Genomic DNA, 22,790 nt, shown 5'->3' with positions numbered 1-22,790 from the left:
TGCCCGGGCGTGGAGAGGGGGCCATCCTGCGCCGATCAGCCGCGTGTCCGCGCCGCAGGCTTGCCGTCCGGGCGGTCCCCTTGCCCCCACCCGACACACGACATGACCGCCGACCGCAGCGCGGGGCCGCGCTGATACAAATCGATACAAATCTGCGGGGCGACGGGTATAGACGTATAGATGAACAATGCATTAAGTTTGCATTAACCGACCGTTCATCTTCTGGTAGGGGTGGCAGCAAGGTCTGCGAAGCGACTGGTCGGTTTTCCTCAAGCGGTTTTCTCGAACCTGAAGAAGGGAAGTGCTGAAATGAATCGGAAGTCGAAAGTCATACGGCGCAGTGCCTTGAGCCTCGCCCTGGGGTTGTGCGTCGCCGGCGGCGTACAGGCACAAAGCACCACCGGTACCATCTACGGCAGCGCACCTGCCGGTCACACGATCGTTGTCTCCGGCGAGAACGGCGTTACCCGTACCGTTTCCGTCGACGCCTCGGGCAGGTACAACCTCAGCGCGCTGCCGGGCGGCAACTACACCGTCGTCGTGAAGGACAAGAACGGCCAGACACTGGGGCAGCGCGGCGTAACGGTGCTGATCGGTTCCGGCGCGAACGTATCCTTCGCCAGCGGCGATGCGGCAACGCTGGAGACGGTGAACGTCACCGCCGCCAGCGCCCCGAAGATCGACGTCACGCAGACCGATACCCGCACCGTCATCACGGCCGAACAGCTGGCGCGCCTGCCGATCGCGCGTTCGGTGGAAGCCATTGCCCTGCTGGCGCCCGGTGCCGCTTCCGGCAACGGCCGCTATTTCGGCAACGCGGTGTCTTTCGGTGGTTCGTCGGTCGCTGAGAACGCCTACTACATCAACGGCTTCTACATCGGTAATCCGATGACGAACGTCGGCGGCTACAGCCTGCCGTGGGGCGCCATCGCGCAGCAGCAGACCCTGACCGGCGGCTACGGCGCGCAGTACGGGCGCTCCGCCGGCGGCGTGATCAGCCAGGTCGGCGCAAGCGGCAGCAACGACCTGCATTTCGGTGCGCAGATCTCCATCAGGCCCAAAGGCTGGCGCAGCGACTATCCGGACCGCAACTACTCCGACATGGATTTCTCGGCGGCCAACTCCAACCCGAACCTGCCCAAGGCATGCGGTCCCGATGCCGATGAGCAGTGCCAGTATCGCTGGGCCGATCCGAGCATCGCCGGCACGCTCGCCAGCCGCAAGAACGGCAATTACGAGCGCTCGGATACCGTGTACAGCACCTATGTGAGCGGCCCGCTCATCAAGGACAAGCTCTTCGGCTTCGTGTCCTCCGAATCGACCCTGACCGATACCGGGCAGGGTACCGGCCCGCAGGCTTCCGTCCCGACCTGGGAAAAGGGCCACACCAACGACTGGAAGCTCTACGTCAATCTGGACTGGAACATCACCGACAATCACCTGCTCGAGTACACCTACATGGGTCAACGGACCCGTGATGGCAGGAACATCTACGACTACGATTTCGCTTCCAATTCGGTGGGCGAGCAGCTGCCGTACCTGCAGCAGGCCGTCGCTCCGGAATCCTTGAAATTCAACATGTCGGTGCTCAAGTACACCGGCTACCTGACCGACAACCTGACCTTCGAGGCGACCTACGGCCGCAGCCGCCAGCGCTATCGTTCCATCTCGCCGGCTGCCATGGCGGGAATTCCCTCGATCACGACTTCCCTGACCGGGCAGAATCCGGCGATCACCGGCGGCAGGCCCATCAATGGCCAGGCTGGCTCCTATACCGTCCAGGGCGTGGATGCCGTCGACGACAGTTCCGGCCTGCGCGCCGACCTGCAATGGGTGCTGGGCGACCACACGCTGACCTTCGGTGTGGACAACATGAAGTTCGAGGCCGAGAACGAAGGCCAGAACCAGATGGCGGACGACTGGCGCTACAGCCGCTCCGGCAACACCTATTACGTCAGGAAGATCGTGTATGACAACAACACGAACATGTCGCTGAAGCAGAATGCCTATTACCTTCAGGACAACTGGCAGATCACCGACAACTTCCTGCTCTCGCTCGGCCTGCGCAACGACAAGTTCACCAACTACAACGGCCTGGGGCAGGCCTATGTGGAAAGTGGCGACCAGTGGGCGCCGCGCGTCGGTTTCGCCTGGGACGTCTTCGGCGATTCCAGCCTGAAGGTGTTCGGCAACGCTGGCCGCTACTTCCTGGCTCTGCCCAACGCGGTTGCGGTGCGCGGAGCAGGCTCGTCGACGTACACCATCGACTACTTCCGCTACACCGGCATCGACCCGGTGACGGGCGTGCCGACCGGGCTGACGCAGTACAACCACCTGGTCGCCAACGGCGAGAACGGCGCGCCGGTGGATCCGAAGACGGTGACCGCCACCGATCTGAAGAACATGTACCAGGACGAGTTCGTGTTGGGCTTCGAGAAGAGCCTGGGCGAAAAGTGGACCTATGGTGCCAAGGCCGTCTATCGCGACCTGAAGCAGGCGGTGGACGACATCTGCGACCCGTACCGCCTGGGTGACAAGGCGGGCATGACCTTCACCTCGGATTCGAACTTCGGCTATTTCTACGAGGACGACAACGACGGTTCGCTGTGGGCCAGCCCGTATTGCCACCTGGCCAATCCCAGTGGCAACACCTTCACCTTCGCCGGCATCGTCGCCGATCCCAACTCGCCGTTTGGCTATTCGCAGAACGGCCAGTACAAGCAGGTCAAGATGACGGCGGCCGACTGGGGCTGGCCGTCGGAGATGAAGCGTACCTACAAGGCCATCGAGCTGTACCTGGAGCACCCGTTCGACGGCAAGTGGGAAGGCCGCATCGACTACGTGTACAGCAAGCTGCAGGGCAACACCGAAGGCCCGGCCAACTCGGATACCGGCCAGGGTTCGGATTCCCACGATAACGGTGTGTCGACCTCGCAGAACTGGGACGTCGCCGAGATCATGGCCTACGCCAATGGCTACCTGGCCAACGACCATCGCCATCAGATCAAACTGCATGGCAGCTACGCGTTCAACGACCAGTGGTCGGTCAGCGCCAATGGCCGGATCATGTCGGGCTCGCCGCTGAGCTGCTTCGGCTACTACAACCCCGATGGCAGCATCGACGAAGCCTCGGAAGAGGCCGATCCGGTGAGCTACCGCTCGTCCTACCATACCTGCTTCGGCCAGCCGTACCCGCCGGGTAAAAAGTTCATGCCGTGGACGCACCAGTGGGACTTCGGCGTGACCTGGAAGCCGAGCGCGTTCGACAACAAGCTGGCGCTCAACCTGAGCCTGTTCAATGCGTTCAACTCGCGGACGCCTACGTCCTTCGATACCACGGCCATGGCAGACAACGGTGGCGATCCTGAGATCTCCTACACCGTGAACAATACCTTCGGGTACATCCGTTCCTTCCAGGCGCCACGCTATCTGATGTTCACGCTGTCGTACGACTACTGATCCGAAGGGTTGGTGGTTTGCAGGACGAAAAGCCGGCCCTGAAAGGGGCCGGCCTTTTCTTTGGTGCTTTGCCTTCACCATGGGTGAGTGCGGGGCAGGGGCGCCATGCAGGTGGGGTCTTGATCCTGCCATCGGGCGGGAAGGGCGATGGGCAGGCATTTCGCCGGCGGCTCGACCCGCGCATGTACCGGTTGCAGGATGGCGTTGGCGAAAAGGAGTGCCTTATGAACGAAGCTCAAAAACTGTATGGGGAAGCCGTTGCTGCGATGAACCGCGCGCAATGGCCGCTGGCCCAGGCGCTGAGTGAACGCCTTCTGGGAATGATGCCCATGAACGCCAATGTCTGCTTCATGGCCGGCGTGGTGGCGTCGCGCCTGCGGCAGAACGGCGCGGCCCTGGATCATCTGCGACGCGCCACGGTGCTGGACCCACTGCGCGCCGAACATTGGCTGGAGCTTTCCCGCGCATTGCTTGACGGATGGCTTGTCCGCGAAGCGGTCGATGCCGCGGACCGGGCCTGCGCACTTGGACCGGCCGACGCATCGGTCTGGGCCAAGCTGGGCACGGTGTACGGCCGCGCGCACGTGCAGGAAAAGTCGGCGGCGTCATTCGCCCGTGCCGTCGAACTGGCCCCGGGCTCGGCCGGTTACCGCTTCAATCTGGTGGTCGCCCTGATGGCCGTGGGCGACCTGGAGGGCGCCGAACGCGAATGCCTGGAGTGCCTGCGCCTGAACCCCGGGTTCTGGAGGGCATGGCTGATGCTCGCGCAGCTGTGCCGCCCGACCCCGCAGGACAACCATGTGGCGCTCATGCGCAAGCTGCTGTCCGCGCACCAGGGCGATGACGAGGCGGCGATGTTCCTGCATCTGGCCCTGGCCCGGGAGCTGGAAGGTCTGGCCGACTACCCGCCTGCGTTCGAGCACCTGGCCGAAGGCAAGCGCCGGGGGCGGCGTGGCCGCAACTATTCGTTCGAGCGGGACCGGAAGCTGTTCGAGGCGTTGATGGAAATGCCGCTGCCGCCACCGTATGAAGTGGCCGGCGACCCTTCCTCCGCACCGATCTTCGTCATGGGCATGCCGCGCAGCGGCACCACGCTGGTCGAGCGCATCCTGTCCAGCCATTCCCAGGTGCATTCGGCGGGCGAGCTGGAGAATTTCCCGCTGATGGTCAAGCGCGCCAGTGGCAGCACGACCGCGTCCTTGACCGATACGGACACCCTGCGCCGTTCCTGCGACCTGGACTGGGCGCGGCTGGGCAGGGAGTACATCGAGGGCACGCGTACGCTGACCGGCGGCAAGCCGCGTTTCGTCGACAAGCTGCCGCACAACTTCCTCTACGCCGGCCATATCGCCCGCGCGCTGCCGAACGCGAGCATCGTGTGCCTGCGCCGGGGCGCCATGGACACCTGCCTGGGCAATTTCCGCCAGTTGTTCTCGCTGGCCTCGCCCTATTACGACTATTCGTTCGACCTGCTCGATACCGGGCGCTACTACCTGTTGTTCGACCGGTTGATGCGGCATTGGGAACGCACGATGCCCGGCCGCATCCTGCAGGTCGATTACGAGGACCTGGTGGACAACCAGGAGGCCGTCACCCGCCGCCTGCTGGACCACTGCCGCCTGTCCTGGGACGACGCCTGCCTGCGCTTCCAGGACAATGCCTCGCCGGTCTCCACCGCCAGCGCGGTACAGGTACGGTCGCCGATGTTCCGTTCGTCGCTGCAGCGCTGGAAGCGCTACGAGGCGCAGCTCGGTCCGTTGCGCGCCCTGCTGGAGGCCGGCGGCGTCAGGGTCGATGGCTGAGGCAGCCGCAGGTCCCACACTTGCCGGCTGCGGTGCCAGAATCCGTGGATGACGATTCCGCTCCCCGACCTGCCTGATGCCCTCGCCGCGCTGCTCGACCGCGCCATCGCCCGCCTGAAGCTGGCCGCGCCGGACCCGGCGCACTGGCCGTCGTCGCCCGCGTTCGAAGCCGGCCTGCGGCGGTTGGCGCTGGCCAGCGATTTCGCCATCGACACCCTGTGCCGGCAGCCGGAGCTGCTGGCGCGGCTGGACCAGGGCGATCCGCTGCCGCTGCCGGAACTGGACCCGCTGCAGCCCAGCGCCTGGCCGGTGCAGCTGCGCCGCTACCGCGCCGCCGCGTCCACGCGGCTGGTCTGGCGCGACGTCAACGGCCTGGACGAGGTGGATGCCACCCTGCGCGGCGCCACGCGGCTGGCCGAGGACTGCCTGCAGCTGGCGCTGGCCGCGCTGGAGCAGGAATTCGCCCAGCGCCACGGCGTGGTGCGCGCCGACGACGGCAGCGTGCAGCGGCTGGTGGTGTTCGGGCTGGGCAAGCTGGGCGGCGGCGAGCTGAACTTCTCGTCCGACATCGACCTGGTCTACGCCTACCCGCAGGCCGGCGAGTCCGACGGCGCGCGGCCGCTGGCGGCCGAGGAATACTTCGCCCGGCTCGGCCAGCGCCTGGCGCGGCTGCTGGACGAGACCACCGCCGACGGCTTCTGCCACCGCGTCGACCTGCGCCTGCGCCCGTTCGGCAGCGCCGGGCGGGTGGCGCTGTCCTTCGCCGGCATGGACCAGTATTTCCAGCGCGAGGGCCGCGACTGGGAGCGCTATGCGTGGATCAAGGCGCGCGCGGTGGCCGGCGACATCGACGCCGGCGAGGCCTGGCTGGAAACCCTGCGCCCGTTCGTCTACCGCCGCTACCTGGATTACACCGCGCTGGACGGCCTGCGCGAGATGAAGGCGGCCATCACCGCCGAGGTCGCGCGCAGCGACCGCTTCGACGACATTAAGCGCGGGCCGGGCGGCATCCGCGAGATCGAATTCCTTGCCCAGGCCCTGCAGCTGATCCGCGGCGGCCGCGAGCCGGCGCTGCGCGAACGGCGCCTGCTGCCGGCGCTGCAGGCGCTGGTGGATTCCGGGCAGATGGACGCGGCCGACGGCGCCACCCTGGTGGAGGCCTACCGCTTCCTGCGCCGGCTGGAAAACCGCCTGCAGATGCTGCGCGACGCGCAGACCCATCGCCTGCCGGCCGACCCGGACGACCGCGCGCGCATCGCGCTGGGCCTGGGTCATTCCGGGTGGGACGCGCTGCTGGCCGCACTGGACGAACAGCGCCAGCGCGTGGCCACCGAATTCGCCGCGCTGCTGGCGCCACGCCGTGGCCAGGCCGCACCGGATGCCCTGTCCAGCTACTGGCGCGTGCTGCCCGGTGGCGGCGACGCGGCGGTGCTGGCCGAGGCCGGCTTCGCCGACGCCCACGGCGCCGACCAGTCGCTGCGCGAATTCGCGCAGTCGCTCGGGGTCAAATCGCTGTCCGATGCCGCGCGCGCGCGCCTGGACCGCGTGTTGCCGGCGCTGCTGCACGCCGCCACCCGCTCGCCGCAGCCCGACGCCGCGCTGCGCCGCGTGCTCGGCCTGCTGCAGGCGATCCTGCGCCGCACCAGCTACCTGGCGCTGCTGGACGAACAACCCAGCGCGCTCACCCGGCTGGTCAACGTGCTGGCGCGCAGCGCGCTGCTGTCCGAACGGCTGGTGGCCTTCCCGCTGCTGCTGGACGAACTGCTGGACACGCGCGTGGCCGGCCCGCTGCCGGAGGCGCAGGAGATGCGCCAGGCCTGCGCCGCGGCGCTGGCCATCGACGATCCCGAAGCCGCGCTGCGCGCGCTCAACGAAGTGCGGCTGGCGCTGAGCTTCCGCATGGCGCTGGCCTTCCACGATGGCCGCCAGCGCGCGGTGGACTGCACGCGCCAGCTGGCGCAGCTGGCCGACGCGGTCGTGGACACCGTGCTGGCGATGGCGCACGCCGACCTGGCCGCCGCGCACGGGCAGGTGCCCGGCGGGCGCTTTGCCATCATCGGCTACGGCAGCCTGGGCGGGCTGGAACTGGGCTTCGGTTCGGACCTGGACCTGGTGTTCCTGTACGACCACCCGCGCGATGCCGAGGAAAGCGACGGCGCGCGGCCGCTGGAAAGCAGCCGCTGGTTCGCGCGCCTGGCGCAGAAGGTGATGGCCCTGCTGTCGGCGGTCACCGCCGCCGGCCGCCTGTACGACATCGACGTGCGCCTGCGCCCGGACGGCGGCAAGGGCGCGCTGGTGTCCTCGCTGGCCAGCTATACCGACTACCAGCGCGAGCGCGCCTGGACCTGGGAACACCAGGCGCTGGTGCGCGCCCGCGGCGTCGCCGGCGATGCCGGCCTGCTGGCCGGTTTCGAACAGGTGCGCGCCGCCACGCTGGGCCGCGCGCGCGATGCGGACACCCTGTTCGGCGACGTGCTGAAGATGCGCGCACGCATGCGCGCCGAGCTGGACCGCAGCGATGCGGCGCGGCTGGACCTCAAGCAGGGCGCCGGCGGGCTGGTGGACCTGGAGTTCCTGCTGCAGACCGGCGTGCTGGCCGGCGCGGCGGACGCTCCGGCGCTATGCGGGCCGCGCGAAACCCCGCGCCTGATCGACGCCCTGGCCGCCAGCGGCTGGCTGCCGGCGGCAACCGCAGATGCCCTGCACGCTGCCCATGCCACTCTGCTCGATGCCGGCCTGTCCTGCACCCTGGACCGGCGCCCGCGCATCGCCGTGCCCACCCCGGACATCGAAACCGCCTGCGCGGTGATCACTGCTGCGGCGGTAGCGCAGGGATTGCCGTTCGAGCCGAGAGCCTGAGAGCCCCTCTCCCCACGGGAGAGGGGTTGGGGTGAGGGGACGCGCGAAGCCCGGCGACACCAAGCCGCATGCGGCTTCGCCCTTGCCCTCATCCGGCGCTTCGCGCCACCTTCTCCCGCAGGGAGAAGGGCGCGGCGATAGCGGGGGCCTGCCGTTCGAGCCGGGAACCTGAGAGAGCCCCTCTCCCCACGGGGGAGAGGGGTTGGGGTGAGGGCAGGGGCGAAGCCCGGCGACAACAGGCTGCATGCGGCTTCACCCTTGCCCTCATCCGGCGCTGCGCGCCACCTTCTCCCACAGGGAGAAGGGCGTGGCGATAGCGCAGGGCATGCCATTCGAGCCGGGAACCTAAGAGCCCCTCTCCCGTCGGGAGAGGGGTTGGGGTGAGGGCAGGGGCGAAGCCCTGCAACACCAAGCTGCATGCGGCTTCGCCTCGCCCTCATCCGGCGCTTCGCGCCATCTTCTCCCGCAGGGAGAAGGGATCATCACGCGTGGGCTTATGACCGCGCCGGCGCCATCTTCCACAGCAGCGCGCGGAACGGCACCAGCAGGCACAGGCCGATGCCCAGCTTCACCGCCCAGTCGCCGACCGCCCAGCTCACCCACGGCAGCGACGAGCCGACGAAAGCGATCGACCAGAAGATCGCCGTATCCAGCGTCGCGCTGCAGGTGGTGGCCACCGACGGCGCGCGCCACCAGTTGCCGCTGCGCAGCCGGTCGAACACGGTGATGTCCAGCAGCTGCGCGCAGATGAAGGCCATGCACGAGGCCACCGCGATGCGCGGCGTGGCGATCCACACCGACAGCACCACCGCCACCGCGAAACCGGCCCAGGCCACGCGCCGGGCGGCCTGCGGGCCGAAGCGACGGTTGATCAGGTTGCTGACCAGGAACGCGACCGGGTAGCTGAAGGCGCCCCAGGTCAGCCAGTCGTTGATCGGGTACTGCACCAGCACGTTCGAGCCCAGCACCACCGTGCCCATGGCCAGCACGGCCAGCAGCAGCGACAGCGGAGTGAGCGGGGCGAAGCGGATCGACGGATGCGGGGACATGGCAGCGGGCGGGCGGCAACGCCGGGGGCGCTGCGGGGAGCGGGAAGGGAGGCGGCCAGGCCGGAACCGGCAGGCGCGACGGGCGGCCATTGTAAACGGCAGCCCTGTATGGGGCTTCACCGGCCTGTTGCAGCAGCGGGCGTTGCCCACGAATCTCCCTGCCTGGGCGCGCCGGCAGGATGCGCGCTTCAGTGCGCGACGGAGCATCTGCGCGAGCGTCCCACCGCGCGTGGACAGGCGCTCCTGCAACCGCAGGAACCCGCGGCAACGGCGGGTTACAGCCCCAGCCGCGCCTTCACCTCGGCGGCGATGCGCGGCGTTTCGCGCAGCGGTTCGATGGCCTGCGGCGGGTCGGCCTGCAGCGCGTCCAGCCCGTCCAGCAGGCGCCCGCGCTCGCGCAGCGCGCGCTGGAAATGCAGCATGCGTCCCTGCGCGCGCTGGCCGAGCAGCACGCCCACCGGCACCCGGGTGGCGCAGGCCTCGGACAGCAGGTTCACCGAATCCGGCGTGCACAGCACGCGGTCGGCCCAGCCCAGCAGGCCGGCATAGGGGTTGCTGCCGTCGCCGCCGTCGCTCCAGATCACCCCGGGCACGTCGTCGAAGGCGCGCAGCAGCGCCTGCGTCACCGGTCGCGGCGTGCGCCGCGAGGTGGTGGCCAGCACGCTGCCGCCCTCGGCGCGGATGCGCGCGGCCAGTTCGGCCAGCAGCGGCACGATGTCCTCCTGCCGCCACGGTGCGTGGTCGGTGGGGCCGCCCACCAGCAGCGCGGTACGCGGGCCGGGCAGCTGCTCGAAGCTGGCGAAGGCGGCGCGGCCGCAGGCCAGCCAGTCGTCGGTCACCGGGTTCAGGCTGCCCAGCAGGGTCAGCACGTTGCCGCCGCGCAGGCGGTCGTGCGCCGGCACCACCACCAGGTCCCAGTGGCGCGCGGCGATGCGCGGGTCGAGGATCTGCACCGTGCGCGTGCCCCGCCGGCCGAGCACGCGCAGCGCGCCGGCCGCCTGGCGGCCGCAGCCGATCGCCAGCCCCGGCGCCGGCCCCGTGGCCAGGCGTTCGAAGCCCTCGCCGAAGCCGCGCGCAGCGCCGGGCAGGGTGCGCGGCGCCAGCCAGCGCCACGGCGCGCGCGGCTCCAGCTGCAGCCGCTGCTGCCCGCCCAGGCGCAGCGCCGATGCCAACGCCACGGCCTGGCGCACGTTGCCGGCGCGGCCGTCGGTGATCGTCCAGGGAAGCGTCGATCGTTTCGCGTTTGGCATTGATTCGTTTCAGTGAGGCCGGGTGTTGCAGCAGTCGCGACGCCCTACACTGCGCCCTCTGCTGCGGGGCATTGTCCGGGGCTTTCCCGCGCAAGGCCACGACCGTAGCCAATCCATCACGGAGTTTCCATGTCTGATGTTCTTGCCGATGCCGCGCTCGACCAGCTGTTCCGCACCGCGCGCACCCAGAATGCCTTCCAGGACCGCCCGGTGGAGGACAGCCAGCTGCGCGCGCTGTACGACCTGCTGAAGTGGGGCCCGACCTCGGCCAACAGCTCGCCGGCGCGCTTCGTGTTCGTGAAGTCGGCCGAAGCCAAGCAGAAGCTGGCCCCGGCGCTGTCCGAAGGCAACCTGGCCAAGACGATGGCCGCGCCGGTCACGGTGATCGTCGGCCATGACGAGGACTTCCACGAAAAGCTGCCGTACCTGTTCCCGCACACCGACGCCAAGTCCTGGTTCGACGGCCCGCGTGAAGGCCGCCGCGAGGCCGCATTCCGCAACGGCAGCCTGCAGGGCGCCTACCTGATGATGGCCGCGCGCGCGCTGGGGCTGGATGCCGGCCCCATGTCCGGCTTCGACAACGCCAAGGTCGACGCGGCCTTCTTCGCCGGCACCGCCATCAAGTCCAACTTCCTCGTCAACCTGGGCTATGGCGACCCGGCCGGCGTGTTCCCGCGCCTGCCGCGCCTGTCCTTCGACGAAGCCGCGCGCATCGCCTGACCGTCGTTCCCACCCGGCGTCCGTTCTGCCCCGGGCGCCGGTAAGCTGAAACCGCTCCAGCCCTCTCATCCGCATCCACAGGAGTCACCCATGTCCACCGTCACCAAGCTGCTGCTCCCGCTGGCCCTGGCCGCCGCCATCACCGCCTGCTCCAAGCCGGCCGATACCGCTGCCCCGGCCGCGCCGGCCGACACCACCGCCGCCGCCCCGGCCGAAGCCGCGGCCCCGGCCCCGGCCGCCCCGGAAGTGGCGCCGATCACCGTCGCCTCCGGCACCTACAAGCTCGACCCGAGCCACACCGACGTGCTGGTGCAGTGGAGCCACATGGGCTTCTCCAACCCCACCGCGCACTTCGGCCAGGCCGACGGCACCCTGGTCTACGACGCCGCCGACGTCAGCAAGTCCAGCGTCGAAGTGACCCTGCCGCTGGCCGGCCTGAACAGCTTCACCGACAAGTTCGACGAGCACCTGCGCAGCGCCGATTTCTTCGACGCCGCCAAGTTCCCCACCGCCACCTTCAAGAGCACCAAGGTCGAAGCGGCCGGCACCAACAAGCTCACCGTCACCGGCGACCTGACCGTCAAGGGCACCACCAAGCCGGTCACCCTGGACGTCACCATCAACGGCGCCGGCGAGCACCCGATGCTGAAGGTGCCGTCGGTGGGCTTCGACGCCACCACCACCCTCAAGCGCAGCGATTTCGGCGTGGGCGCCTACGCCCCGGCGGTGAGCGACGAGGTCAAGGTGCGCATCACCACCGAAGCCTCGATCCCGAAGGCCGAGTAATCCGCGCCGGGCACGCGCCCGCACGCAGCACGCAGAAGGCCCGCCATTGGCGGGCCTTCTGCGTTTCGTTGGGACTGCGGCAAAATCGGCCGCGCCATGGTCCCGCCTCAGCGCAGCGCCTGCAGCCACGCCGCCACCGCCTCGCTGGGCGACTGCTTCGCCTTCAACGCCAGCCCGCTGGCCTGCACGAAGGTCTGCGCCACCTGCGCCAGCCGCTGCCGCGCGATCAGCATCACCTGCTTCGCCGCGGCCTGCTGCTTGCGCAGCTGCACGATGTGGATCGACGGCCGCCCGGCCGGCGCGTACTTCTGGTCGCGGCGCAGCACGTCGGCCACCTGCGCCACCTCGTGCTCGACCTGCAGCAGCTGCCACTGCGCCTGCACCAGCGCACGCAGCGGCGCGCGCAGCGCCTGCGGCTGCCCGAAGCCGGCCAGCAGCGCATCGCAGCGGCCATCGTCGGCCACGCGCTCGCGCAGGGTATCCAGTGCCGCCATCGTCAGCTTGCCCACGTTGCCGCCTGTTCCGTCATCACCAAGGGCGCGATTGTCGCACCGCCCGTGCGCGAAAGGCCCGCCATGGGCGGGCCTTTCGTCGTTGCTTCCACTGCGCGCTGGCTTACTCGCAGCGCACCGCGGTGATGGTGTTGCCCGCATCCAGGAACACGCGCAGGCGGTCCTGGCGGATGTCCTGGGTGACGATGGTGGCCGGCCCGATCGGGTTCACCAGCCCGGCGCCGCTCTCGCGCGCCAGCCGGCGCATGTTCGCCTCGTCGCCGGGCTGGCCCACCGCCCACTGCAGCTTCGAGGCATCGCAGCGGCCGTCGCCGGACACCGTGGGGCCGGGCGTGGCCAGGCAGCCGCCCAGGCCGGCGGCGAGCAGCACGGCGGTGGCGGGAACAAGCAGCGGGCGAAGGGCGCGTGGGGTCATGGCAGGCAACCGGATTGACTGCGCGCGAGCATAGCAGCGCGCGCTCATGCCGGCGTCGTGATGCCACGCCGCGCGGTTCACTCGGCCTCGTCCGGGTCCGCCTTCCAGTAACCGGTGGCGCGGATCCAGTCCCTTGGCACCTGCAGGTGGCCTTCGACGAACTTGCGCATCATGCGCGCGCGCCGCGATTCCAGCGCGATCCAGTAATAAGCATCGCCGTCGGGCGTTTCGAAATCCACCAGCGCGTCCTCCAGTAGCGTGCTGCTGGCCGCGTCGAAGCCGTTGCGCTCCAGCCACGACACCCGCACCTGCGCGGCGCTGGGCAGCGGCTGGCGGTCGGCTTCCTCGGGAATCTCGATCAGCACCTCGGCCTGCGCATGTTCCGGCAGCTCGGCCAGGCGCCGCGCAATGGCTGGCAGCGCGGTCTCATCGCCAATCAGCACGTAGGCGTCGTAATCGTCGGCCACCAGGTGCGAGCCGCGCGGCCCGGCCACCACCAGCGCATCGCCCACCTGCGCCCTGGCCGCCCAGCTCGAGGCCACGCCATGGCCGTGCAGCACGAAATCCAGCACCAGCTCGCCGGCGGCGGCATCGTGGTGGCGCGGGGTGTAGTCGCGGGCGGGCGAGGGCGCCAGCCCTTCCGGGTAGCGCGGCCCCTGTTCGGTCAGCACCGGCAGCACAAACGCGCCGTCGGCGTTGGGGAAGAACAGCTTGACGTGGTCGTCCGGCGACGGGCTTTCGAAGCCTTCCAGCTCGGCGCCGCCCACCACGATGCGCTGCATGTGCGGGGTCAGGCGCTCGCTGCGCAGTACCTGCAGCTGGCGGAAACGCGGGGTGAGGCGGAGGGTGCGGTTTTCGTGTGGCATGGGGGATTCCAGGCAGGGGTATCCATCCGTAGGAGCGACTTCAGTCGCGATGTGGCTTTACCGGTGAAGCCCTTTCGCGACTGAAGTCGCTCCTACGCGGCGGGCATGGGAAATACGGGTTACGTCGGCTGCCGGATCTGCGCCGTGGCCTGGTCCAGCAGGGCGGCGATGCGTTCGGCGTCGGCGTCCTCCCAGCGACCGTTGCGCAGCACCAGCGCCTGCTTGAGCCGGTGCATGGCCTCCCGCACCGCCGGCGGCTGGTTGGCGCGGGCGATCACCCGCGCGCTGTGGCGGGCGCGCAGCTGCGCCGCCTCCACATCGGCCTCGCGCAGCTTCAGCTGCGCCTGCCCAATGGCGGTGATGCGGTAGCGCCGGCGGCCGCCGCCTTCCTCGGCCACCACCCAGCGCTGCTTCTCGAAATCGGCCAGCAGCGGGTACACCGAGCCGGCGCTGGGCGTGTACACGCGCAGGAACATGTCGCTGACCAGCTGGATCAGCTCGTAACCGTGGCGCGGCGCCTGCCCCAGCAGCGACAGCAGCAGCAGGCGCAGGTCGCCGCGGCCGAGCGGGCGCGCGGTGGGGCGTTGGCGGGCAGTGGGCGGCGATGCGGGCGGCATGGTTTCGATATATCGAATATGGGCGGAACGATATATCGAAAACCGTGCCGGCGCAAACCGGCCGGCCGAGCGCCGCGCGGTTGTCATCGCGCTGACCTGCCGCCGCGCCAGCATGGGTGCGTGGCCGGCGGTGGCCGGCGGCCTCGCCCGGCGTCCTGGCCGTGCCGGCAAGGCCCATGCGGGGTGAGCCCCGCATCGGGGAACACGGTGTTCCGCGGCTGGGCATCACCGCTGGCGCCTGGCCGGCAATGCCTTCAACGCAAGCGCGCTGCTGTTCCACGGACACCACCCCGCAACAAGGCGGGCAGGGCACAACCCTGTCCGCCGCTGTCCCGCCCGCGGCCATCGGCCTGTCGCGTCCTGTCCGCCAGACACCGCGATCCGCAAGGCCATACGCAGCCGTAGCCAGCTTCGCGGGCGGGCGGGTGCGCTACACTTTGCGGCTCAAAACTACTGAACAAGCGCGCGCGTGCGTGCCGTAACTGGGAGCGCCAATGAACTGGTTGAATGAAGTGCTGAACAACGACCCGAACCCCCTGGAAACCCAGGAGTGGATCGAGTCGTTGAAGGCCGTTATCGATGTCGAGGGCCCCGAGCGCGCGCATCAGTTGCTGGAAGGCATGGTGGAACTGACCCGTCGTTCGGGCGCGTTCCTGCCGTTCTCCCCCACCACCGAATACGTCAACACCATCGAGCCGCAACTGGAGGCCAAGAGCCCCGGCAACGCCGAGCTGGAATGGCGCATCCGTTCCATCATCCGCTGGAACGCCATGGCCACCGTGGTGCGCGCCAACCGCAAGCCGGGCGACCTGGGCGGCCACATCGCCTCCTTCGCCTCCGGCGCCACGCTCTATGACGTGGGCTTCAACCACTTCTGGCGCGCCCCGAGTGAAAACCACCCCGGCGACCTGCTGTTCATCCAGGGCCACAGCGCCCCGGGCATTTACGCCCGCGCCTTCCTGGAAGGCCGCATCAGCGAGCAGCAGCTGGACAAGTTCCGCATGGAAGTGGACGGCGGCGGCCTGTCCTCCTACCCGCACCCGTGGCTGATGCCGGACTTCTGGCAGACCCCCACCGTGTCCATGGGCCTGGGCCCGCTGGCGGCCATCTACCAGGCGCAGTTCATGCGCTACCTGGAAAACCGCGGCCTCATCGAAAAGTCCGACCGCAAGGTGTGGTGCTTCATCGGCGACGGCGAGAGCGACGAGCCGGAAACCCTGGGCGCCATTGCCCTGGCCGGCCGCGAAGGCCTGGACAACCTGATCTTCGTGGTCAACTGCAACCTGCAGCGCCTGGACGGCCCGGTGCGCGGCAACGGCAAGATCATCCAGGAACTGGAAGGCGTGTTCCGCGGCGGCGGCTGGAACGTCATCAAGCTGCTGTGGGGCTCCTACTGGGATCCGCTTCTGGCCAAGGACACCAATGGCGTCCTCAAGAAGCTGATGATGGAAACCGTCGACGGCGAATACCAGAACTGCAAGGCCTTCGGCGGCGCGTACACGCGCGAGCATTTCTTCGGCAAGTACCCGGAAACCGCCGCCATGGTGGCCAGCCTGTCCGACGACGACATCTGGCGCCTGAACCGCGGCGGCCATGACCCGCACAAGGTGTACGCCGCCTACCACCAGGCTGTGAACACCAAGGGCATGCCCACCGTCATCCTGGCCAAGACGGTCAAGGGCTACGGCATGGGCAGCGCCGGCGAGGCGCTCAACCCCACCCACCAGACCAAGAAGCTGGACGACGAAGCGGTGCGCCACTTCCGCGACCGCTTCAACATCCCGGTCACCGACGAACAGCTCAAGGACGGCCAGGTGCCGTTCTACCACCCGGGCCCGGACTCGCCGGAAGTGCAGTACCTGCAGGAGCGCCGCGCCGCGCTGGGCGGCTACCTGCCGCAGCGCCGCCAGAAGGCCGACAAATCCTTCAACGCCCCCAAGCTGGAAACCTACGAGCGCCTGCTCAAGGATTCGGGCGAGCGCACCTATTCCACCACCATGGCCTTCGTGCAGACGCTGAACATCAGCCTGCGCGACAAGGAACTGGGCCCGCGCCTGGTGCCCATCGTCGCCGACGAAGCCCGCACCTTCGGAATGGAAGGCCTGTTCCGCCAGATCGGCATCTACGCCCCCTACGGCCAGAAGTACAAGCCGGTGGACGCCGACCAGCTCATGTACTACCGCGAAGACCAGAGCGGCCAGGTGCTGCAGCAGGGCATCAGCGAGCCGGGCGCCATCGCCTCGTGGATGGCCGCCGGCACCAGCTACTCGGTCAGCAACGTGCCCATGCTGCCGTTCTACATCTACTACTCGATGTTCGGCTTCCAGCGCGTGGGCGACCTGGCCTGGCAGGCCGCGGACATGCGTACCCGCGGCTTCCTGCTCGGCGGCACCGCCGGCCGCACCACGCTCAACGGCGAAGGCCTGCAGCACGAGGACGGCTTCAGCCACCTGGTGGCCGGCGGCATTCCCAACGTGCGCAGCTACGACCCCACCTTCGGCTACGAAGTCACCGTGATCCTCCAGCATGGCACCAAGGCCATGATGGAAGACCAGATCGACGAGTACTACTACATCACCCTGATGAACGAAAACTACACCCACCCGGCCATGCCGGAAGGTGCAGCCGAGGGCATCATCAAGGGCATGTACCTGCTCACCGACGCCGGCAAGCCCAAGAAGGGCGAACTGCGCGTGCAGCTGCTGGGCAGCGGCACCATCCTGCGCGAAGCCATCGCCGCGGCCGAACTGCTGGACAAGGACTTCGGCGTCACCGCCGACATCTGGTCCTGCCCCAGCTTCAACGAACTGCGCCGCGATGGCTTCGACGCCGAACGCTGGAACCGCCTCCACCCGGAAGCCGAACAGCGCAAGCCCTACGTCACCCAGCTGCTGGAAGGCCGCCAGGGCCCGGCCATCGCCGCAACGGACTACGTGCGCGCCTACGCCGACCAGATCCGCGCCTTCGTGCCGATGACCTACTCGGTACTGGGTACCGACGGCTTCGGCCGCTCCGACACCCGCGCCAACCTGCGCCGCTTCTTCGAAGTGGACCGCTACTACATCGCCCACGCCGCCATCGCGGCGCTGGCGAAGGACGGCAAGATGACCGCGAAGGACGTGGCCCGGGCGATCAAGCAGTACAACATTGATCCGGAGAAGGCGAATCCTGTAGGGGTTTGATTATCAAGTTGTTGACGAGAGGCGGCCTATGGGTCGCCTCTTTTTTGAGCGCTTGCGAAGGTCTAACAAGGAGTCGGGATGAAGTACCGGGAAAGTCAGGTTGACAAGGATCTTCGGTCTTGGTTTTCGAATGACCTAACCAAGGCGCTTCTTAGAGGTATTGTTTTGCAGGAAGGCGCTCTCAGGGGAATCAACAATCTTTCGCTAAGTTTTGACTTTCCGATAGTCGCGTTCGCGGGAATAAATGGCGCAGGTAAGTCTACGGTTCTTGCAATGGCTTGCTGCGCGTTTCACAACAAGCGGACAGGATTCAGGTTGCCAAGAAGGAAGGCAACGTACTACACGTTCTCGGACTTCTTCATCCAACACTCTCAGGAAGTGGCTCCCCAAGGTATTGCTATTGACTACAGAATTGCTCATGACAATTGGAAGCCTAGTCCGAGAGTGCCAGATGGAAAGGGCATAGCTGAGCAGGAGAGAAAGAAGGCGAAGGGTGGCAAATGGAATGACTATCAGCTTCGAGTGCATCGAAATGTAGTCTTTCTGGGTATCGAGAGGATTGTTCCACACAGCGAAAGAAGCCAGTCAAGATCCTATTCTCGAGTCTTCAAGGATGTTCCGAAGAAGGGCTGGGAGCCAAAGGTCGCGGCGGCGGTTGGCTATATTCTAGGGAAGACTTATGACGACTTTCGTTACCTTGAGCACTCGCGCTATAGTTTGCCAGTTGTGAGGTGCGGAAACATTACGTACTCCGGATTCAATATGGGGGCGGGCGAGAACGCGCTTTTCGAGATATTCTCGAACATCTATTCTGCAGGCGAAGGGGCGTTATTCGTTCTGGATGAGATTGAGCTTGGGTTGCATTCCCGAGCGCAGAAGATGTTTATGAAAAAGCTGAAGGATGTTTGCAAGGAGGTGTCAACCCAAGTTATTTGTACAACCCACTCTCGGCACATATTTGAGAGCCTTCCGGATGACGCTAGATTCTTCCTGGAAAACGTGGGGGGGAGGACGAGAGTTACTCAAGGGGTTTCGCCGGATTTTGCATTTAGAAAAATGGGCGATGAAGTCAAGACCGAGCTGTACATCATGGTCGAAGATGATGTCGCTAGGTCACTTGTCCTCGAAATGTTACATAGCAGCATTAGGTCTCGCGTCGAGGTTCTAGTAGTTGGGTCCGCGGCCGCCATCGCAAGACAGCTTGCATCCGCTATCGCTAGGAATGATAGGCGGAAGTACGTGGCCATATTTGATGGAGATCAGCGCGGGAAGGAAAAGGATAATCTGGGCGTCGCGAAGAGAGTTCTTGAGAATCCGGTGCAAGCTTTTGATAAATGGTTTGCAGCCCGTGTGGCATATCTTCCCGGAGACTCATGGCCGGAGTCTTGGATGGTACAGAAGGCAAAAGATATTCCTGCTTCGATTGCTGGCGCCTTGTCTGTCGATGAGGGCGAGGTCGCCGACTTGATGGAATATGGCCTTCAGGCTGGGAAGCATAAAGAATTCCATGAGATTTCGAGTCATATTGGTATCACTAGAGATCAGGTTGTAGATAAGGTGTCTTCATCGCTGTGCAGGTCTTTCTCGGCCGAATTTGAGGATTTGCGTAATTTTGTCGTTGGTCACCTGGCTGCGTGATGTTGAAAGATTTGGTTAGGGGGAACAGGGGGGGCAGAGTCGATTTTCTAATTCTCTGGCCCTTGTTTCTTGGGTCGCCCAACTTTTCCGGGTGTTAGCTTGCGACCGAGCTAGGCTTCGATGGTCGCTCGAAATCGGTCGTTTCTCATTGGACGCTGATGTTGCACATGGTTGTTGAGACGGGAGGCATCTTTATCGCAGGCTTGCTGTACCAACTCTCGACAGGCATGTAGTCACTCCACTTCTGAATGTGCCAGGGCGCTGTAGCAGACGTACGGGCGGAGGATGTGTCGGAGCTGCCCAACGCGTTGCGGTGGTAGCTCGACCATCGGTAGTCGGCTAACGGGGTCAGGTTCACTTATCAGCTGGTGAAGATGGGGTGGTGCTCACTTTTTTGGTCTGACTTTCCTGTTAGATCGATGAGTTTGCTTGGATTCGCGAAGAATGGCTGCCTGTCAGATTTCAGGAGATAGTGGAGTAGGAGGTCATTGCGCATTTGCTGAACTGCTCGGATCTCATTGACATTGCTTCAAAGCAGCAGCACTCTCACCCCCTAAGGAGCGTCGAAACTCCTCACACAGCGGTACCCACCTCCGTCAAGCCGGTGGGTTTTTTGTGCCCCAATCTTCCGGGCGCAAGCCGACGCGATGCCTGCGTCGGGAGGGCGGCTAATACAACACCCTTCGGGGAAATACGCCCGCCGTCTGTGTGCGGTTTCGAACCTCCCGACATCCCGTCGCCTTCGGGCGGCGGTACTTGGCGTATTCCAGGAGGGCGTTGCCATGTACACCGCACCATCCCCGCCGGCCGCCGCGCCGGGTTACCTGTTGCCGGAGGGCGCGCACGCCCTGCTGCTTGAAGTGGGCGACGTCATGCAGCGGCTGGCCGCACTGGCGGCCACCGAGCAGGGCAACCACGATCTCACCGCGCACCTGCTCTGCCAGCCCGGCGTGCTGGCGCAGCGCCTGCGCAGCCTGTCCCTGCGCATCAACGTCGCCCTGCGCGAGTGCCGCTGCCCGGCCCAATCCACCTGCGACGCGCAGGAGGCCCCATGAGCCGCCGCCGCGCGTCCGCCGCCCCGGCCGCCAAGCGACCGGCCCGTTGCCAATGGCGCATCGCCAAGAACGCCTTCGATCTGCCGCCGCTGCCACCGCCCGGCCTGCAGCCCGATCCGCTGCCCACCCGCCCGGGCAGCCTGGGCGCACCGCGCCGCGCACGCCGGCCCCGGCAATGCACCGTCAGCTACACGCATTACGCCGGCGCCTACGACCACGGCGGCGACCAGGCCGTGCCGCACCTGCGCCTGAGCGGCCTGTGGCTGGAGCAGTTGGGCTTCGCCATCGGCGCGAAGCTGCGCATCACCGCGCAGGCGGGGCGGCTGGTGATCGAGTTGCCGGCGTAAGCGGGGCGACGCGGCGAGTGCGAGGGCGGGCGTGCTGCACGTCCACCCTTTCGTCCCGAGGCGCAAACCATGACAGCCGAACGCCATTCGGTCTGCCGTCGCCGCGCAACGCCCTGTGCCAGGTACAAGAAGGGCCCCGTCCTCAGGCCGGGGCCTTCGCGTATCAGCGAAACAGAAGCAGCCGAACGCGCAGTTCGTGGGTGCTCAGGGCTTCTTGTTGCACCCCGCCGACTCGGTGGGGTGCTGGGCAAGGTAGGTTTTCTTCGCGGCCTCGCAGGCGCCGCTGCTGGGGTGCTCGCTGATGTCCCGGCACGTGTGGTGCGCCGAGTCCGTGCAGGCGGTGAGCCGGTACACCACGGGCGCAGGCGGCGCGGCCGCGGGTGCAGGGGCCGGCGCGGTCGTGGTGCAGGCAGTGGCGGCCAGCGAGCAGGCGAGCGCGGCGGTAATCAGGCCAATCGTACGCATGGTGTTCTCCTGTTTGACGGTCAGAGCCTGCAGCATTTCAGGCCCTTGCCTATCTGGCCAACCTTGACGCCTTCGATCTTGATACCGCTGGTGCTGACGGTGATATCCGGCGTGGCGGCGTCTATCCATTCCTTCGCATCCCTGCCGGCCTGTTTCAGCGCGGCGTTGCCCTGCGCGATCGCACGGTTGAGCTCATCCCTCACCTGGCGCACCGCCTCGGCCATCTGGTGCGGGTCCATGCTCAGGCGCGCAACCTGCCACGCCTGGAAGGCGACGCTCTTCGCGCCAAGCGCCTTGCGCAGTTCTTCCTCGATACGGTCGTAGGCCTTGGTCAGGGAGTTGTTCTTGCCGAAGCAGCCGTCGTCGCCGCCGATGCCGTCGTTGAGGCACTTGTCCAGTTCGCGGTAAAGCAGCTGCCCGCCCGCGCAGGCCACGAACGGCGCCGGCTGCCCGCGGGTTGCCACCGCGCACTGGATGGCGATGGCCGATTCGGCATTGGGGTTGAAGAAGGCCTGGCCGAACGCGCAGTAGCCCAGCGTCCAGTAGTCGGGCTGCTGGCCCTGCTGCATCTGCTGGCGCGCGCAGTTGATCAGGCGCGCGGCCTGCGGGTCGGCCTGCTTGGTGGCCATGCACAGCGGGTAGTCGCTCCAGTTGGTGCCGTTGGCCTGGTAGCACTCCGCCACGTCCTGGACCGGCTTGCGCTGGCCCTCGGGCAGCTGGTTCCCGAGCAGGCACAGCCCGGCGGCGGTCGTGTCATCGCCGGCCGAACGCACGCACTCCACGGCGGCGCGTTCCCTGCGGCCCATCGCCTGCTCGGCGCCGCACAGGAACAACTCGTCGCGATCGCCGGCGGCACGGGCAACGCACTCCTCCGCCTCGGCCAGCGACATCAGCGCGGGCACGCCCGGGAATACGCCCGGCTGGAAAATGCCCATCGGGATGCGCGCGCCGTTGGCCGCGGCAACCGTCGGCATCGTGGTCAGCACGTCCTGGCCCAGGTCGAACGGCACCGTCTGCGGAATCGGCACATAAACCGGTGGCGGGAACTGCGCCGCCCATGCCAGCTGGTAGGTGCACGAACCCACCACCTGCCAGCCGGCCAGCGTGGTGGCCACCAGGTTGCCGTCGCGGGCGAGCCAGAACGCCACGCCCGCCGCGGCGGACCTGATCTGCGCCAGATGGATGCCGGAAGCATCCGGAATGGAGTCGAAGACTTCCTTGGGGCCCCACATGCCCGGCCGGACAAACTGCGTCACCTTGTCCGATGCCCCGTTGGGAAAGTGGCGGACCGACTCGACGATGTCGAGCTGGCCGTGGCTGTCCGTGCACTTGCCGACGGCATAGGACTGGGCCGCCGCGTGGCCCATGAAGCATGCAAACAGGCCGATGGCGGCCAACCCCCTGTGCAATCCTTTCATGCGTTCCCCCTTCTTCCCGTGTGTCCGCGGCACCAGGCCGCAGTCCCTTGGCGCGGATGGAAGCGGGCCAGGCGCGTGGCGTAGTGCGCGGGGGCGGGCGTGCCGCATCGCGCACGCACGGCCCAGCCGGCGCATCAGAGCCACTGTTGGATCGAGAACGCCCCGCCCCCCACCACGCTGCACCCACCAGGCGCCGCCAGCCGCGCCCACTACGCGGGTGCCCACGACCCCCGCGGCAACCCGGTTTCCGCCTCTGCGCCCAGCCGGCGTGGCCGGAGCCGCCTGGCTCCGCCACCGGCGCAACGCGGCGCATCAGCGCGCAGGATGGGCGCCTGGTGGCCGGGTTGCAA

17 protein-coding genes are annotated in these 22,790 nt (G+C 67.2%); 9 read left to right on the top strand and 8 right to left on the bottom strand.

What is annotated here, in order from left to right:
* The first annotated feature begins 345 nt into the window (after positions 1–345).
* From AC06FP_RS02365 to glnE, 3 genes are all read left to right on the top strand, one after another.
* Positions 346–3,459, top strand: coding sequence for a TonB-dependent receptor (locus tag AC06FP_RS02365; RefSeq protein WP_456117180.1), 3,114 nt, complete (start codon positions 346–348; stop codon positions 3,457–3,459).
* 329 nt (positions 3,460–3,788) lie between these two features.
* The gene (locus tag AC06FP_RS02360; RefSeq protein ID WP_478074351.1) at positions 3,789–5,261 is read left to right on the top strand and encodes a tetratricopeptide repeat-containing sulfotransferase family protein; all 1,473 of its coding nucleotides are present in this window, start codon (positions 3,789–3,791) and stop codon (positions 5,259–5,261) included.
* A gap of 48 nt (positions 5,262–5,309) precedes the next feature.
* Positions 5,310–8,120: a bifunctional [glutamate--ammonia ligase]-adenylyl-L-tyrosine phosphorylase/[glutamate--ammonia-ligase] adenylyltransferase gene (gene glnE, locus AC06FP_RS02355; RefSeq protein ID WP_478074350.1), complete on the top strand. Its 2,811-nt coding sequence runs from the start codon at positions 5,310–5,312 to the stop codon at positions 8,118–8,120.
* A gap of 494 nt (positions 8,121–8,614) precedes the next feature.
* On the opposite strand, the gene AC06FP_RS02350 is transcribed toward glnE, so the two are convergent.
* Positions 8,615–9,169 (bottom strand): queuosine precursor transporter, encoded by a 555-nt coding sequence (locus tag AC06FP_RS02350; RefSeq protein ID WP_478074349.1) that lies wholly within the window; start codon positions 9,167–9,169, stop codon positions 8,615–8,617.
* 275 nt (positions 9,170–9,444) lie between these two features.
* Entirely contained in the window at positions 9,445–10,419 is a 975-nt protein-coding gene (locus AC06FP_RS02345; RefSeq protein WP_456117176.1) for a mitochondrial fission ELM1 family protein, read from the bottom strand.
* Positions 10,420–10,548: 129 nt separating this feature from the next.
* On the opposite strand from AC06FP_RS02345, the gene AC06FP_RS02340 reads away from it, so the two are divergent.
* Together AC06FP_RS02340 and AC06FP_RS02335 are read left to right on the top strand one after the other, a co-directional pair.
* Entirely contained in the window at positions 10,549–11,139 is a 591-nt protein-coding gene (locus AC06FP_RS02340) for a malonic semialdehyde reductase (RefSeq protein ID WP_478074348.1), read from the top strand.
* 90 nt (positions 11,140–11,229) lie between these two features.
* Positions 11,230–11,925, top strand: a complete 696-nt coding sequence (locus AC06FP_RS02335) for a YceI family protein (RefSeq protein ID WP_478074347.1) — start codon at positions 11,230–11,232, stop codon at positions 11,923–11,925.
* A gap of 107 nt (positions 11,926–12,032) precedes the next feature.
* Here AC06FP_RS02335 and AC06FP_RS02330 read toward each other — a convergent pair whose 3' ends face one another.
* The 4 genes from AC06FP_RS02330 to AC06FP_RS02315 form a co-directional block, all read right to left on the bottom strand.
* A complete protein-coding gene (locus AC06FP_RS02330) occupies positions 12,033–12,434 on the bottom strand; it encodes a hypothetical protein (protein ID WP_478074346.1) in 402 nt (133 codons plus the stop codon).
* A gap of 106 nt (positions 12,435–12,540) precedes the next feature.
* Entirely contained in the window at positions 12,541–12,852 is a 312-nt protein-coding gene (locus AC06FP_RS02325; RefSeq protein ID WP_478074345.1) for an I78 family peptidase inhibitor, read from the bottom strand.
* Positions 12,853–12,929: 77 nt separating this feature from the next.
* Positions 12,930–13,718 (bottom strand): siderophore-interacting protein, encoded by a 789-nt coding sequence (locus AC06FP_RS02320; protein WP_478074344.1) that lies wholly within the window; start codon positions 13,716–13,718, stop codon positions 12,930–12,932.
* 119 nt (positions 13,719–13,837) lie between these two features.
* Positions 13,838–14,335, bottom strand: a complete 498-nt coding sequence (locus AC06FP_RS02315) for a PadR family transcriptional regulator (RefSeq protein ID WP_478074343.1) — start codon at positions 14,333–14,335, stop codon at positions 13,838–13,840.
* 494 nt (positions 14,336–14,829) lie between these two features.
* Between AC06FP_RS02315 and aceE the strand changes: the two genes are divergently transcribed.
* The 4 genes from aceE (at position 14,830) to AC06FP_RS02295 (ending at position 20,557) form a co-directional block, all read left to right on the top strand.
* On the top strand, positions 14,830–17,517 hold the full coding sequence (gene aceE, locus AC06FP_RS02310; RefSeq protein WP_478074342.1) for a pyruvate dehydrogenase (acetyl-transferring), homodimeric type: 2,688 nt from the start codon (positions 14,830–14,832) through the stop codon (positions 17,515–17,517).
* A 78-nt stretch (positions 17,518–17,595) separates the two neighbouring features.
* Positions 17,596–19,155, top strand: a complete 1,560-nt coding sequence (locus tag AC06FP_RS02305) for an ATP-dependent nuclease (protein ID WP_478074341.1) — start codon at positions 17,596–17,598, stop codon at positions 19,153–19,155.
* A 782-nt stretch (positions 19,156–19,937) separates the two neighbouring features.
* Positions 19,938–20,210, top strand: coding sequence for an XAC0095 family protein (locus AC06FP_RS02300; RefSeq protein WP_478074340.1), 273 nt, complete (start codon positions 19,938–19,940; stop codon positions 20,208–20,210).
* Complete coding sequence (locus AC06FP_RS02295) at positions 20,207–20,557, top strand: SymE family type I addiction module toxin (RefSeq protein WP_478074339.1); 351 nt, start codon at positions 20,207–20,209, stop codon at positions 20,555–20,557. The genes AC06FP_RS02300 and AC06FP_RS02295 overlap by 4 nt, the downstream gene beginning before the upstream one ends.
* Before the next feature lie 204 nt (positions 20,558–20,761).
* Here the strand turns inward: AC06FP_RS02295 and AC06FP_RS02290 are convergent, their stop codons facing one another.
* Positions 20,762–21,058 carry a hypothetical protein gene (locus AC06FP_RS02290; RefSeq protein WP_478074338.1) on the bottom strand — a complete coding sequence of 99 codons (297 nt, stop codon included), beginning with the start codon at positions 21,056–21,058 and terminating at the stop codon, positions 20,762–20,764.
* Entirely contained in the window at positions 21,043–22,440 is a 1,398-nt protein-coding gene (locus tag AC06FP_RS02285; protein ID WP_478074337.1) for a hypothetical protein, read from the bottom strand. The genes AC06FP_RS02290 and AC06FP_RS02285 overlap by 16 nt, the downstream gene beginning before the upstream one ends.
* Between the last annotated feature and the right edge of the window lie 350 nt (positions 22,441–22,790).

This window comes from Stenotrophomonas sp. Steno-Z2 (assembly GCF_056393235.1).
Note: the sequence above shows the minus strand (reverse complement) of the source record. Positions and strands in the feature narration are given on the sequence as shown.